Below are 14,105 nucleotides of genomic sequence, written 5' to 3'. Positions count from 1 at the left end.
GTCAGTGACTAAGCCGCTTTAATGTGCGTTGTGATGTACGGTTGCCATGCTTGTTGGTAAAGCTCTAAAGATTGGCGTCTTAGGCTATTAATTTGTGCCGCTTCGATATCGTTGATTGGGCGATGTTCTGCAATTGCGTGACGCTCAATGCCTTGGATAATTTCGTACAGCTCGTGCTCAGGACCACTTTTCACATCAGCAATTGCTTTTAAGTGAAGTTGAACCTCTGCAATGATGTTGGTTTTAGGTAAACGAACCAACAAGTTAAGGTCACGGTAGCCAGAGTCAGCTGGTGATTTAAACTTGTTTTTCAGCTTAACAACGTCTGCTTCACGGCTTAACGCTTCGTAAACTTCAACCAAGCTCTCGACATCGTTTGCGATGATAGTTGCACGGGCTAAGTCGGTAATTTTTGTCACATCACCATCAAGCTCAAGGGCGATTTTTTCTTCTGCACGAGCTTGAGATTTAACGCCAGCAAATAGCGCTTCAGAATTGGTGAGTAGGGCAGTACTTTTACAGATAGTTTCTAATTCAGCTTGGCCTTGATGCGCTTTGCTGTACAGAATATCGAAGTCGGTGTAAGGCTGAGTCGGGCGTGAGTCGAAGGCTTTGATGCCGTAAAGGCCGCTCAAACTATGACGGAATACGTTTGAAGATACTTGGTTTTGCGCAGGAGTGCGCGTTTGATCAGTTGAACTTGTTGAAACAGGTGCTGCTGCGAATGCAGGCGCTCGGCTCAATACTAGAAGCATTAGGGCCGTCGTACGGAGAAATACACTCATTCAAACTCCAAAATACAAGGTTACAAAAAACGGGTAGTCAAAAGGGGTAACCAGTAACGCACAAGAGTAAAAACAGCTTAACTAAACTCACTACATATTAAATGGGGCTAGCTAAGACAGAAACCAACTCTAACGTTTAATATTGCTTTAAAATGTGAAGATATAGACAAATAATCCAACCGTTAGTTCCGCAATTATCAGAACTTTGAACTTAGCCAGTTTCTGATTTTATCGAAACCAATTTGGTACTTTAAACCAAGCTAAGGTTGCTCTTACCTCTCTATACTGTACCCTTGCATTATGACTGTTTAACATGAACGAAAGATGAATAATCCTGAATTTTGGCACAATAAATGGGCAGCCAACCAAATTGGTTTCCACCTCGAAGATGTAAACCCACTTCTGATTAAATTTTGGGAAAAGACTGAGCCTAGCTACGAGAAGAGTGTGTTTGTTCCACTTTGTGGTAAAAGTGAAGATCTGATTTGGCTAGCTTCAAAGCATGAAGATGTTCAAGGTGTCGAGTTAAGCCAGATTGCGGTTCGCGCATTTTTTGCAGAGCACCTTTATACCCCGACTGTGACTCAAATTAGCGGTCAGCACGAGCTCTACCAATTCGATGAACTGAACATCTACACGGGCGATTACTTTTCAGCGCCAATCCAGCCTGTCGATACCATTTATGATCGCGCGTCTTTAGTCGCATTGCCTGAAGAGATGCGAGTGCAGTATGTAGAGCGTTTGAAACAACTGCTGAAACCGGGTGGTAAGATCCTTCTGGTGACTCTAGATTATGACCAAAGCGAGATGGCGGGGCCTCCGTTTAGCGTACCTAAACTAGAGATCACTCAGTTGTTCGCTGGATACAAAATCACATTGTTGAATCAAGATATTGCAGACGATGAACATCCGAAGATTGCCAAAAAAGGCTTGTCTCGATTTAGCGAAGAAGTGTACTTGATTGAGTCAGGCGCTTAAGCGCAGTGAGCTCTCTAACGAAAAGACCGCTTCAATAAAAAAGATAACACCAACAAAAAGACGGGCTCGATAGCCCGTCTTTTTTTTGTTCAGATTTGAACTCGTGATTGTTCAGATGCGAGAATGTAATGGTTCAGATTTGAGTTAGTCATTACCAATTAGTAGTCATTAGCTAGAAAATAGTAATTAACAGCTAGTAAATCACTTTTACTTTAGAAGCACTCTCAATTGCATCTTCAATCGCAGTCTCAGTGCTGTTGCGACGAGTCAGCGCCACACCTAGACGACGGCGACCATCGATATCAGGTTTACCAAACAAGCGAACTTGCGTCTGTGGTGCGTCTAGCGCCTCTGTAAGACCTTCAAAACGAATGTTGGTTGAAGTGCCTTGGCCTAGAATAACCGCTGATGCACATGGGCCGTATTGCGTGATAGATTTGATCGGCATACCGGTAAAGGCACGTACGTGCAGTGCGAATTCAGATGAGTCTTGAGACATCAATGTCACTAAGCCAGTATCGTGTGGGCGAGGGGAGACTTCGTTGAAGATCACGTGATCGCCTTTAACAAACAGTTCGACACCAAAGATACCGTGACCACCTAGTGCGTTAACCACTTGTTCAGCCGTGTATTGCGCGGCTTTAAGTGCATTGTCTGACATCACTTGTGGCTGCCATGATTCACGGTAATCACCGTCTTCTTGGCGGTGACCGATAGGCGCACAGAAGTGAACACCGTCGACTGCGCGAACGGTTAGAAGGGTGATCTCGTAATCAAAGTCGATGAAGCCTTCAACGATTACACGACCCGCGCCAGTACGACCACCTTCTTGTGCGTAGTCCCAAGATTTCTGGATGTCTTCTTCTGTTTTGATAACGCTTTGGCCTTTACCTGAAGAGCTCATTACCGGCTTAACAACACAAGGCATGCCCACGAATTCAACAGCGGCTGAGAAATCTTCAAAGGTGTCTGCAAAGCGGTAAGGAGAAGTGCTCAGTTTTAGTTCTTCTGCGGCTAGACGACGGATACCTTCGCGGTTCATTGTTAGCTTGGTCGCATTCGCAGTCGGAACGACATTTAAGCCTTGTGCTTCTAGCTCTACCAGTTTGCTGGTGGCAATAGCTTCAATTTCAGGAACCACATAATCAGGCTTTTCTAGTTCAATGATCGCTTGAAGTGCATCGCCGTCTAACATGTCTAATACATGGCTACGATGCGCAACTTGCATCGCTGGTGCGTCTGCATAACGGTCACAAGCAATAACTTCCAAACCTAAACGTTGGCACTCGATAGCAACTTCTTTACCGAGTTCACCTGAACCTAATAGAAGTACACGAGTAGCATTTTCACGAGTAGCAGTACCAAACATAGAAATTCCTTCCGATCTTTTGAACGATTGATTGAAAACGGGGTGATCATACTTATTTCAATGACAAAAGCAAACGTTTGCGCAAGTTGTTGCGTTAATTACAGGCATAAAAAAAGCAGCCCTGTTAAATAGGGCTGCTTATTTAAATTTTTGTTAATTATATGTACTTAGATTGCTAAGTAAGTCACTGGAATGTCGGGATTAATCGCTTCTAATGTAGATTGCGTATCCGCTAGGTGACTGATGCTACCTTCCGCGATTTCAACCAAAGCAGCACTTTCAATTTGTTCGAAATCGAAGCCAGCCAGTTTAAGTTGAATTAACGCGACTTGCAGAGGTGGTAGGCTCGGGTTGAACGCTGCGTTTTCAGCGTAAGCACCCGTAAAAATTTCACCTGACGTCAGTTGTAGCGAAACACCACTTAGGTTTTTGGTGTAAGGAGCATGGCTGCGGTTTAGTGCTGCTAGTGCTTCTACAACAATAGGCGTTGTTTCTTCGGTCGTGTACTTATGATCAAGCTTTGTCATTAGGCCAGTTGTCACACCTAAATCAGCAGGGCCGAATGAGTCTGGTAGGTACTCTTGCAGAGACATTTCATCACGTTGTGGAAGCTGAACTTTAAGTTCTTTTGCTGTTGTCAGTTCGTTCATGAATTGACGACAGTGACCACAAGGACTGAAGTTGATGGTGATATCTGAGATACCTAGTTCGCCTTTCATCCAAGCGTGGCTGATTGCAGATTGCTCAGCGTGAACGGTTTGACCAAGTTGAGCACCAGCGATTTCAAGGTTTGCACCAAAATACAGAGTACCAGACAAACCACGCACGATTGCACCAACATAAAAGTCAGATAACGGAGCGTAAGAATACGCAGCGGCAAAAGGAAGTAGCGCAATACGTAGTTCGTCATCCGCTAGACCACTTGCTTGCAGTAGGCTAGCAAATTGTTCTGGAGACAATGTCGCGTCAAAGTTGTCTGCTAATACGATGTCACTCAAAAGCGCTTTCATTGATGATGGAGCACTTTCCAGCGCCAGGGTAATACGACTGTTCATGTTGAATCCTTAATTGACCTTAGGCTTTAAGTTTATGCATTGCTCAGGAATTTTCTGTGATAAAGATCACTATTGAATTGTTGTTGTTACATTGGTTTGCATAATTAGAGTGAGGTCACACTTGAAATCGATTACAAGAGCCATTTATACAGCTGATATCGCACTTAGTGCTCGTAAAAGACCGTGACTTGACTGCTATTGCTAAATAAATGCGAATAAAAAGCCCAAACAGACACTGTAATAAACAGCATTCTGGTTGGGCTGAATCGCGTAGTGATCGTTTAGGTTAAGAGTAGAACCAAACCACGAGCGAAAATATACTCGGTGCGATGATTGAGGTAATGACGCCACAAAGCACAAGAGCCAAAGAACTGAATGCTGCATCTTCCTGATTCTTTTCCGCACAAGTCGCGGTGCCTAAAGCGTGAGACACGGTACCCATGGTTAAACCACGGGCGATCGGGCTCTTAATACCAATGAGATTGTAGATTGGATAAGCAAAAATTGCCCCAAACAGACCAACAATCAATACCAGTATTGCCGCAATCGCTGCTTCACCACCTAAATGGCTCGATACTTCCATCGCAATTGGTGTGGTGACTGACTTACCTAATAAACTCGCAATCAAAGTTAAGTCAGCTTTAAAAGCCACTGCGATTAATGCTGTCGTTGTCATCGATATCACACTGCCTAGCGTGCAAGCAAAAGTGATGATGCGCCAGTTTGCTCTGATTTGAGGTAGCTGTTCGTAAAGCGGATAAGCAAGGGCAACAACCGCAGGCTGCAGCATGTAGGTAATCCAGGTGTTGTCAGCATAGTAAGTCTCAAACGGTACTCTAAAGAACGTGAGAATCGGAATGATGATACCAATGCTGATAAGCAGGGGATTACAAAGCGGTGAGTTTACTTTTTGACTTACCCAGCGAGCAAACAGGAATACCACGATGGTGAGTAGAATCCACATGATCAGTTACCTCTCGAAAGCAAGCGGTCTAAAAACCATGATAAGGACACCAACACCAGCAACGTGCCACCAACGGCGCTCGCCATAATTGGCAATGCGTTCGCGATGAGCATGTCGAAGTGATCCATCAACCCAACACTGATCGGAACAAACAATAAGATCATTAGGCGGATAATCAAGCTTGCACCGGGTTGTACCCAGTGCGAAGGAACAATACCAATCACCATGGCGGCAAACAGAATCAACATGCCAAAAATACTGCCTGGGATTGAGGTATCCAAAAAGTGCTGTAACGCGTTACCTGCTGTAAGTGCACCTATGATTAAGGTGAAGGAGATTAAGCAGTAAACCAGTTGGATCAATCTTTCTTTCAAAGTGTTACGTCTCTTGATAATGGAATTAGCTAGCTAACTTTTCTACGTATTGATAAACCGCCTTCAAGATAGCCATTTTCTTCTCGTCGCTTTCATGTTCATGCGCGAGGTTTTCAAGGTTGAGCATGTACTCTTCTAAACGGCACTCATAAAACTCACGACAATGGTTCGCCCATTTCAATTGCTCAGCTTCGTCGAGCGTCCATGGGAAGTTACGCGCACGGTAACGGAACAGTAACGGTTTAATTCGTTCGTCACTGAAGGTGATATCCAAAGCTGCCAAGTTGTTCGGGTCAGTTTCACGAATGATGTTCATCGCTGTTTTATCAGCAGGTGAAAAGAAACCGTCGTAAAGGTGTGTATCAACATCATCACTCTTTTCGTACTCACGCTCTTGTGAGTACAGGCCGATCAGTTTTTCGCGGATCTCTGGATGTTCGCGCAGCAGTGCCAAGTTCTTCAAGCATTGTTGGCGATCGATACCGATGGTTTCGGCATTGTCAGCCGTCAGCGTTTTGGCTGGAGCAAGAATAGGGCACTTGTTCAGTTGAACCAATTTGATGGGTACGGGTAGCTCGTCTTCACCCAGTTCACTGCGTTTGGTATAGAGTCTGTCTCTGAGTTCATCAGCGTCCAGTTCTAACAGTGGGCTTGGATCTTTGGCTAAATCAACCACGATAACCGCATTTTGATTGGTTGGATGCCAAGCCATAGGCACAATCCAGCTGGTGTAGTTGCAGTCACGGCCAAACATGCCAGAAACGTGCATCAATGGTGTCATGTTTACGATATCAACCAGGTCATTCAGCTTACGCTTATGACGCATGTTGTAAAGGTAATCAAACATCTTAGGTTGTGCAGCTTTCAGCTTCTTCGCTAACTCGATGGTCGCAATAACATCGGCCATCGCATCGTGCGCGTTTTCGTGTTCAATGCCATTTGCCACAGATAGGTGTTCCAGTTTGAAGCTTGGATAACCTTCTTCATTCTCTGGCCAAACAATGCCTTCAGGACGCAGTGCGTGTACGGCGCGCATTACATCTAACAGATCCCAACGTGAGTTGCCGTTCTGCCAGCTCCACGCATATGGGTCGATGAAGTTTCGGTAACAGGTGTAACGCGTTACTTCATCATCAAATCGAATACTGTTGTAGCCAAGGCTTGTGGTGTTTGGTTTGGCTAACTCAGCATGGATCTTAGCGATAAACTCAGGTTCAGGAAGACCTTGTGAAGCCGCTTTCTGTGGCGTGATACGGGTAATCAATGCAGCTTCAGGTGCAGGGAGGTAATCAGCAGGAGGTTGGCAATAGATAACCAGAGGCTCTCCAATAACATTGAAATCTTGGTCGGTACGAACACCTGCAAACTGACTCGGACGGTCTTTTGCTGGGCTAACGCCCCAAGTTTCGTAATCGAAAAAGAAGTAGGTTGGCTGATTATCTGAACTCATTGAATTTCCTGAACAGCAAGCGCGGAACGTTTACTGTGGCTGAAGGTTAGTTTTGTTCAGTATCTGATAGTATGCGGTACGCGTGCAACCCAGATCACAAATAAATTGCCGGAAAACGGTGCTTTACTATTCAATCGAGTCAGTGGGGAAGGTTTTGAAACCAATTGTGGCTTTTCTATAGTCGTGATTCTGCCTAGTTACCTCTTTTTACCTATCTTTTCACCTTAGCCGTTGTATGGCGATGAGTCGGGTTTTAAGGTTGACCGCGAATGAGTTTGTTTGTCTTTTACTGTAAACCTGTGTCATTAGAAACACGCTCGTTGTTTTTTCACTGATGGCTAATCTACTGTACCTGTAGCTAATCCGCTGTGCTTGTGTCTAAACCGCAGCGCAAATGTCTAATCCGTAGCACAGATGTTTAAACCGCTTCATTTACCTGTCTAGGCTCTGTCCAAAGATGGTGTTTTTCATAATACAATCTCCTTAGATTTGACTTAATTTCGGTATTTATGATTGTTGGGGTTAATTTGACTGGATAGTTGTACCTGTCTCACTTTTAATACTTTATATAATCCGTGTTTGAATTGGATATAAAGAAAACTCTAATATTTCATTTTTATTACAATACTGTGTAGATATCAGTTTGTTTCACTTTTGAGACTATATTGCAACACGTCGATCTATATAGTGATGAATCTGAATAGAATAGTGGGGGAATGTTCTATCTTATTTTTTGACTATTTAAGTTGAGGTGTTTTTATAAATATAAATAACACACAGAAACAAAGGAATTAGATGTAAAACCAGTTTTATATCTAATTGGTAGTAATACTCTAATACCATTATTTTCGTTAGTGTTATTTATATCAATTTGCGTGATCTTATTCTCACTGCGCCTCATTTCTTTATAAATAAGTGTCAATATATATATTTTCTAAATAGGATTGTTGTTACTTAATTGTTAACTTTGATTGACTATTAGGTAACCCTAATAATAAAGCCGATTTTATATAAAGGATTAAAGAAATGAACAAAGTCTTTAAGGTTGTTGCTGTATCTGCACTTTCTATCTCTTCAGCGAACGTTTTCGCTGTGAGTGACACTTTTGATGCAACACTAGAAGTAAAACAAGCAATTACAATGACAAAAACAAGTGATCTTGACTTCGGTATCATCACTTCAGATAACACAACGGACGTTGTTATCGCTCAAGGCGATGCAGGAGCGGCGGCATTTACTCTTTCTGGAGAGTCTGGTGATGCAGTAACAGTCAGTATTTCTGATACTAACTTGGAGAATGGCGTAAATACGATTGCAGCTGAATTTGACTTTAATAACGCTATTACCCTTACGGGTGGTACTGCGGATCTAAATATTGGCGGCACTGCACGTACTTCAAGTGCGACATTAGTTGCTGGTACATATACTGCAAACGTTGCAGTAGATGTCACTTACCAATAAATAAATGAAACCAGTATAATATTACGGCTGTTGCAAAGCAGCCGTATTTACTATGAGTGTTCTATTAAAATACACAATTTATATCAGTCTTGTTTTTTATTCTAGCCCTTTTCATGCGCTAGAAATTATTCCTGAGAATATGGAAGTGAAATTTCCGGGTATGTATATCTCTGGATCGGGTCAGAATGCGGATTCAAACCCAGCCAATAGTCAGGTTTATGTGGTTCGTTTTTATGTTGAAGGTGAGCCGGGTAAAAAAATCGTGGTTTCTCTCCCTTCCAAGCAATACCTAAATCATTCTCGTAAATCCAAGCGCCTGCGTATTAGAAAGTTTTATTTTGGTTGTGGCTTATCCAAGCGCGGTAGAGCCAAAATCAAAGGGAATGGAAGAAGCAAATTATTGTGTATTGGTGCGAAAGTGAAAATCGGCGCTAACCACCCAGCAGGCCTTTACACCAGTACAATCCCTTTTGAGGTTAATTATAAATGAAGTTGTTTATCTCATGTGTTCTCGGCTTAATCTTCACAACACAAGCCTATGCTCAGTTACTCATCGCACCGACTCGTTTTGTGCTGGATGCCGACACTTCGGTGACTGAAAAAATCGTCGTCGAAAACAATTCAGATCAACCGATTCGCTTGGAGATAAAACCGATTTATCGCCCGGTAAAGGCGAGTGGCTTAGTTCGAACTGACGCTAATATCGCGCAATCAGAAGATATCGCGAGTTGGATTAAAGTGTCACCACCAATAATTCGTGAACTTAAACCCAATCAAAGACGCACGGTTCGCTTACGTATGAATGCTTTACCTGCTGACATGGCTGATGGTGAATATCGTGCTTACTTGTGGTTTTCTCCAATAGCAAAAGCTGCAGAGCTATCAGACATTGCGTTGTCTTCAAGTAAAACCAACAGTGATGGTTCAGCCTTTCAACTGAACTTTCACATCAACAGTTATGTACCCGTTTATGTTCAGAAAGGTGAGCAGGTGCAAGATGTTAAGTTTGGGTGTGACAACCAAAGCATCAAGATTCGCAACGATGGAAACTTTCAGTTTACTGCGAAATTGAATGTAGACGAGCATAGCGAAAAAGTGGTGCTACTTCGTAATGCTGAATTAACCAAGCCTTTCCCAAAAGGCTCAAAGATCTCACTGGTTCAGAACGAACAGCCTCTGTACGAATGTGTTCTGTAGTGCTCGTTTCATTGTCGCTGACTCTGTAAAAGCCAGTGTTCAATTGCATGGTTTGGCGACTTTTGTTGCTCGCTTCACTGTTTCCTTTTGGTGCGTATTCGCAATCTAAAGCAGAAAGTGAGGCGAGTGAACTCTATCCAGCCCATGTTGAAGTTCGAGTCGGGAAAGTGGGGGATAGCTTTTATCGTGTCATGATGGATGACTACGAAGAACCCTTCATTTCGATATCCAATGCCGCTTTTTATCTGCTCGAAATGAATGGTCAGTGTGATGAAAGCGGATATTGCGAACTGTATTTGCCTCAAGATGTGGGAAGAGAATCTCCTCCGTACATTTTAGATACCGAACAAGCCATTTGTTATCGCGATGACAACAATATCCAGTCGATTAAATATCAAGTCATCGACTCAGAAACTTACATTCACTGGTACAGCTTACAAGCTTGTATCCCGGCAAAAGTGCGTTGGGATATTGATGATTATCGGCTCACCGTTACTCCAGAATTCAGTTCATTGACTGAACTGGAAGCCGCTATTTCTAAGATGAAAAATGAATCACGTAAGAAGGCCGAGGATCTCAAGCGAGCTGAAAACACGCCAGCTTTCGAACCTGTTGCCGCCGTGGGTTTGGCGACTCGGTTAGCGACTTCGGTTTATCACGACAGTGAAACTGGCGGTGATGTTTACGCAATTTCAGACACCATATTAAGCACTGAACACTCCTTGTCTCGCTTGTCGATTGATTCACGAGAAGATAACCCCATCGTTTATTACAACGTTGCGATAGAAGCTCATGACGGTGAAGGCTCTTTGGAAGTCGGCCATGTGTTATTAGATGGCAGCGTCTTTACCGTGAATCAAACCCTCGAAGATGGGCTCTATTACACCAACCGAAAGCGACAGACAGAGTTCGGCAACCTTCAACTTGAACGAACCACTCAACCAAACATCAGTATCGATGTTTTGGTCAATGGCATTTATCAAACCACTTATCGCTCTGATGAGTTTGGACGTTTCGTGGTTGAAGAAGACAACATCTCCCCCGGTGACACCATCAAGTTTCGCTACTACTTATCGAAAGGTGTCTGGCAGGAAGAAGAGATCACCGTCGCCGGTTTAGAAGATGCATTTCTGCCAAGTAATGAGTGGGGCGTGCAAGTGGTAGGCAATGAAGGTGCAGATCGAGCTGGCGCTGTGTCGCTCGAATATGGGCTTGCCGATTACTTCACCGTGGGTAGTGCCTTTATGAGGCAAAATGGTAAAGACTTGATTGGTGTTCAAGGACGATACTTACCGGCGCATTGGTTTGCGGGTCATATCGGTTGGTTGCCAGAGTTCAATCGCTTTCCAATGGAGTTTGATATCTTGATCAACGGCGATCAGTCGGCATCGATAGAGCTCAATAAAACCGATGAATTGGACTTAGAGTCAATGGAATACGATGTGTTCAAATACAACCTGTCGCTTGCAAATCTAACAGCCTTTTTAACGATAAGAGATGATGACGACGAATTGAGTGTTGAACCTAAGCTCAACTCGAAAGTGGCTCGTAATCTGTTTATCTCATACGCCGGTGACTATCGATACATCAAAGCTTCTCATCAAGACGATTACCTGCATACGATTGGCTTGGCTAAAAGCGGGTTTTCGGATACGTCGTGGAATATTTCTGGAACTGTTGATGGCTCTGGTCATCATGAACGAACGGAGCTGTCTCTGAGAAATGCGTGCAAAGAGTGCCTGTTAGATCCGTTGGAGGTTTTTCAAGAGCTCACGACCAACGTATCGGCTCGCTATCAGAAACAAGAGGTTTCGTTTACTGCCTCTTTAGAAGCTCGAGTGAATCCTTATTTACTCTTTAAACTGGAAGGAACTGCAGATCGATACGGTGTCGAGATGACGACCGAATTCGGTGCTAAAACTTACTTTGACGAAAGTATTGGTGAGTTTGTTGAGTGGAATCGATACAACCATTCTAAGCTGACGGGCATTGTTTACGATCACCACAAACAGCCGATACAAGGCGTAAGCCTACAAATCTTGGATCAACGAGCAGTCAGTGATGCAAAAGGCCGATTTGAATTCTCAAGTGTTCCAGCTCGAGATAATCTGCCTATCTATATTGATGAAGGGGCACTCGACCTGAACCTCACGCCGATTCAAAACCCCGTATTTGTAAATACTAAGCAAGTCGGGCTAACTCATGCTCATATCGAAATGGTGGTGTCATTTGGCGTCGATGGCACGGTAGAAGGTGACCTAGAAAACAGTGCTTATCTGCACTTTAAACATATCCAGAAAGGCACCGAGTATTCGAGCGAGATTGAGAGCGATGGCTTTTACATGGTAGAGGGGCTCATCGCGGGCAAATACATTGTGACTTTAGAAGTGGGAGACAAGCGATACGTGCAAGGTGCCGACTTGGACGGCGATTTCTGGGTAAGCGACCTCACATTCAACCTCATTGATTTTCATAAGGTGTATTAGACCTGATCGCTTTGATTAGTCTGAAGGAGGCGAGAGTATCAACTGGATTTTCTGCTTCATGGTTAGCTCTCGGTTCCTCAAATCTTTGAATATCGCCTTCCATTCTTGAAAGGTGACCACTATCGGGTTAAAACTGTTTACGGCTTTAGTGACACCGTAATGCACGGTTTCAATCTCAGGCTCGAACGTACCAAACAATTTATCCCAAATGATCAAAACGCCGGCGTAATTCTTATCGATGTATTGCGGGTTTTTGCCGTGATGTACTCGATGATGCGAAGGGGTATTAAAGATGTATTCAAGTGGCCCCAAGCTTCGTATCCATTGTGTATGGACAAAAAACTGTAACCCCAGATTCAGAAGCACCACAAAGATGACCCACTTAGGGTCAAAACCTATGATGACCAACGGTATCCAGAAAAGCCACATCCCAGCAAGTGGATACATTAAGCTTTGACGGAAAGCCGTACTGAAGTTCATGCTTTCTGAACTGTGGTGTGCCACGTGTGCTGCCCACATCCAGCGAACACGATGGCTTGCTCTATGAAACCAGTAATAGCAAAAGTCTTGCAACACCATCAATACAACAAAACTCAGCACGCCCATTTCAATATCCATTAAGCGCCAACCAAACATCCAAAGATACAACTGCACGACCAATAACCCGGTGAGCAAATCGGAGAGTTGATGCATTCCCGCCAGCGTGAAGTTACACATCACTTCTGAAAGTTTATAGCTGGAATTATCTGGTAGTCGACCTTGCTTCTGACCGATAAAATACTCAGCCAACATGCACACCACAAACAAGGGCGCTAATACCAGCAGTAGCCATTCTGGGTGATTGATTAATGCGTCGATATTCATGTTTTATCCTTGTTGAGAAGCCATACGCGTTCTTAGTATCAAGTTGACTTAGACTTGAGCGCCTGAAATTCAGTCAGCAGAGTTTCGCTACCAGCGAGCAAAGTGATCTTCAGTTAGGCCAAGAACACCATCGAGTTGATGTGTCACTCCATTGTTGTCTTCAATCGAGCCAGAAAAGTGACCAACGAACTGACGAAAGTTACTCTTTAACAGCCATAAATTGAGCTTTTCGCTGCGATTATTTAAGGGAGTAAAGGTCAGATTTATACGTCCATCTTGTGATGTTATCTGCCAAGGTAAATTCGTGTCTTGGCGACTAAACGTAAACTGTACTGGGTTAAGTAAGTGCCGAGTTCCATTGATCCATAATACGTTCTCGCAGCCTCCGGTTTCATTGACGCCCGCCGCGAGGTTTAGGCCAATATCAGTGCCATTGGATTGCGTGTTGATACTTGCCCAGCGCCAACTGGTCTCACGCCTCATGTAACCCGCTGAAAAGTCATACCCAGCACGAGCTTGCGTGAGGTTTAACGATGTTCCTTTGATTTGGATGTCGCCGCTGATGCGCAAAGCATTGTGCTTTTGGGTGTAAGTCCAACCGGAATAACCCGTTGGGCTGCACATCGCCATGGGCAAGCTGTCGGTTTCAGGCTCTAAAGCGATATCGGCCTTGATGAGTTTGGTATTCAAGCGAACTCGCCATTGTCCGCCTTCAATATCGAAAGTAATGCTTTGATCTGCAATGCTTGTCTTTCCTTCAAATGGTGAAGCGGTAACTTGTTTATCAAACCCTAATGGCCTCAACCAAGATGACTCTTCCAAATGGTTGTTTTCTATGTCGTAGACATAACAAAACGCTGAGCCCAAGTAGCGAATATCCGCGATAGCGACGCCGATAATGTGCGTGTCGGTGACGATGCTGGCAAACTGGAATTGTTTGTAGTGGAAGTGCTTCTGCCAAGAGTTTGCTTTTGAATCCATCGAGTTTCGATAGTCAAAGTTCTCGATGTTCAGGTGTTTAGGGATGCCATCGAAATGCCCAATGATCGGCTGACCATTAGAATCAATCAAACTGTGTGGGGCTGGGTTGGTTTTTATCATTGCGATGGTTCACATTATTTT

At 43.8% G+C, this 14,105-nt stretch carries 13 protein-coding genes; 5 read left to right on the top strand and 8 right to left on the bottom strand.

Annotated features, from left to right (window positions below):
* Positions 1-8 precede the first annotated feature (8 nt).
* Entirely contained in the window at positions 9-785 is a 777-nt protein-coding gene (locus MSG38_RS06925) for a RelA/SpoT domain-containing protein (RefSeq protein ID WP_017059130.1), read from the bottom strand.
* 324 nt (positions 786-1,109) lie between these two features.
* Between MSG38_RS06925 and MSG38_RS06920 the strand changes: the two genes are divergently transcribed.
* Complete coding sequence (locus tag MSG38_RS06920) at positions 1,110-1,763, top strand: thiopurine S-methyltransferase (protein ID WP_248401367.1); 654 nt, start codon at positions 1,110-1,112, stop codon at positions 1,761-1,763.
* A gap of 193 nt (positions 1,764-1,956) precedes the next feature.
* Here MSG38_RS06920 and purT read toward each other — a convergent pair whose 3' ends face one another.
* The 5 genes from purT to sbcB form a co-directional block, all read right to left on the bottom strand.
* Positions 1,957-3,132: a formate-dependent phosphoribosylglycinamide formyltransferase gene (gene purT, locus MSG38_RS06915; RefSeq protein WP_017059132.1), complete on the bottom strand. Its 1,176-nt coding sequence runs from the start codon at positions 3,130-3,132 to the stop codon at positions 1,957-1,959.
* 167 nt (positions 3,133-3,299) lie between these two features.
* On the bottom strand, positions 3,300-4,187 hold the full coding sequence (gene cdd / locus MSG38_RS06910; protein WP_017059133.1) for a cytidine deaminase: 888 nt from the start codon (positions 4,185-4,187) through the stop codon (positions 3,300-3,302).
* Between the two features lie 286 nt (positions 4,188-4,473).
* Entirely contained in the window at positions 4,474-5,151 is a 678-nt protein-coding gene (locus MSG38_RS06905; protein WP_248401366.1) for an LrgB family protein, read from the bottom strand.
* Positions 5,152-5,153: 2 nt separating this feature from the next.
* Complete coding sequence (locus tag MSG38_RS06900) at positions 5,154-5,525, bottom strand: CidA/LrgA family protein (RefSeq protein WP_004734867.1); 372 nt, start codon at positions 5,523-5,525, stop codon at positions 5,154-5,156.
* Between the two features lie 25 nt (positions 5,526-5,550).
* Positions 5,551-6,975 carry an exodeoxyribonuclease I gene (gene sbcB / locus MSG38_RS06895; protein ID WP_248401365.1) on the bottom strand — a complete coding sequence of 475 codons (1,425 nt, stop codon included), beginning with the start codon at positions 6,973-6,975 and terminating at the stop codon, positions 5,551-5,553.
* A gap of 1,026 nt (positions 6,976-8,001) precedes the next feature.
* On the opposite strand from sbcB, the gene MSG38_RS06890 reads away from it, so the two are divergent.
* From MSG38_RS06890 to MSG38_RS06875, 4 genes are read left to right on the top strand one after another with little or no spacing between them, the layout of a single operon-like run.
* Positions 8,002-8,436, top strand: coding sequence for a DUF4402 domain-containing protein (locus MSG38_RS06890; RefSeq protein ID WP_248401364.1), 435 nt, complete (start codon positions 8,002-8,004; stop codon positions 8,434-8,436).
* A 52-nt stretch (positions 8,437-8,488) separates the two neighbouring features.
* The gene (locus MSG38_RS06885) at positions 8,489-8,926 is read left to right on the top strand and encodes a DUF4402 domain-containing protein (protein WP_248401363.1); all 438 of its coding nucleotides are present in this window, start codon (positions 8,489-8,491) and stop codon (positions 8,924-8,926) included.
* The gene (locus tag MSG38_RS06880; RefSeq protein WP_182795381.1) at positions 8,923-9,633 is read left to right on the top strand and encodes a molecular chaperone; all 711 of its coding nucleotides are present in this window, start codon (positions 8,923-8,925) and stop codon (positions 9,631-9,633) included. Before MSG38_RS06885 ends, MSG38_RS06880 begins: the two co-directional genes overlap by 4 nt.
* 47 nt (positions 9,634-9,680) lie before the next feature.
* Positions 9,681-12,119 (top strand): carboxypeptidase-like regulatory domain-containing protein, encoded by a 2,439-nt coding sequence (locus MSG38_RS06875; protein WP_248401362.1) that lies wholly within the window; start codon positions 9,681-9,683, stop codon positions 12,117-12,119.
* Between the two features lie 15 nt (positions 12,120-12,134).
* On the opposite strand, the gene MSG38_RS06870 is transcribed toward MSG38_RS06875, so the two are convergent.
* Positions 12,135-12,983, bottom strand: a complete 849-nt coding sequence (locus tag MSG38_RS06870; protein WP_248401361.1) for a sterol desaturase family protein — start codon at positions 12,981-12,983, stop codon at positions 12,135-12,137.
* A gap of 87 nt (positions 12,984-13,070) precedes the next feature.
* The gene (locus MSG38_RS06865; protein ID WP_248401360.1) at positions 13,071-14,084 is read right to left on the bottom strand and encodes a DUF2804 domain-containing protein; all 1,014 of its coding nucleotides are present in this window, start codon (positions 14,082-14,084) and stop codon (positions 13,071-13,073) included.
* Positions 14,085-14,105 lie beyond the last annotated feature (21 nt).

The sequence above is a fragment of the Vibrio sp. 1CM24A genome, from assembly GCF_023161725.1.
GTDB lineage: Bacteria > Pseudomonadota > Gammaproteobacteria > Enterobacterales > Vibrionaceae > Vibrio > Vibrio coralliirubri.
The sequence above is the reverse complement of the archived record's forward strand: the minus strand, read 5'-3'. Positions and strand labels throughout refer to the sequence as shown.

What these genes read in the sequence shown, in the direction of transcription:
- MSG38_RS06925 (WP_017059130.1), bottom strand. Translation starts at nt 785, where the DNA reads ATGAGTGTATTTCTCCGTACGACGGCCCTAATGCTTCTAGTATTGAGC.
- MSG38_RS06920 (WP_248401367.1), top strand. Translation starts at nt 1,110, where the DNA reads ATGAATAATCCTGAATTTTGGCACAATAAATGGGCAGCCAACCAAATT.
- purT (WP_017059132.1), bottom strand. Translation starts at nt 3,132, where the DNA reads ATGTTTGGTACTGCTACTCGTGAAAATGCTACTCGTGTACTTCTATTA.
- cdd (WP_017059133.1), bottom strand. Translation starts at nt 4,187, where the DNA reads ATGAACAGTCGTATTACCCTGGCGCTGGAAAGTGCTCCATCATCAATG.
- MSG38_RS06905 (WP_248401366.1), bottom strand. Translation starts at nt 5,151, where the DNA reads ATGTGGATTCTACTCACCATCGTGGTATTCCTGTTTGCTCGCTGGGTA.
- sbcB (WP_248401365.1), bottom strand. Translation starts at nt 6,975, where the DNA reads ATGAGTTCAGATAATCAGCCAACCTACTTCTTTTTCGATTACGAAACT.
- MSG38_RS06890 (WP_248401364.1), top strand. Translation starts at nt 8,002, where the DNA reads ATGAACAAAGTCTTTAAGGTTGTTGCTGTATCTGCACTTTCTATCTCT.
- MSG38_RS06885 (WP_248401363.1), top strand. Translation starts at nt 8,489, where the DNA reads ATGAGTGTTCTATTAAAATACACAATTTATATCAGTCTTGTTTTTTAT.
- MSG38_RS06880 (WP_182795381.1), top strand. Translation starts at nt 8,923, where the DNA reads ATGAAGTTGTTTATCTCATGTGTTCTCGGCTTAATCTTCACAACACAA.
- MSG38_RS06875 (WP_248401362.1), top strand. Translation starts at nt 9,681, where the DNA reads ATGGTTTGGCGACTTTTGTTGCTCGCTTCACTGTTTCCTTTTGGTGCG.
- MSG38_RS06870 (WP_248401361.1), bottom strand. Translation starts at nt 12,983, where the DNA reads ATGAATATCGACGCATTAATCAATCACCCAGAATGGCTACTGCTGGTA.
- MSG38_RS06865 (WP_248401360.1), bottom strand. Translation starts at nt 14,084, where the DNA reads ATGATAAAAACCAACCCAGCCCCACACAGTTTGATTGATTCTAATGGT.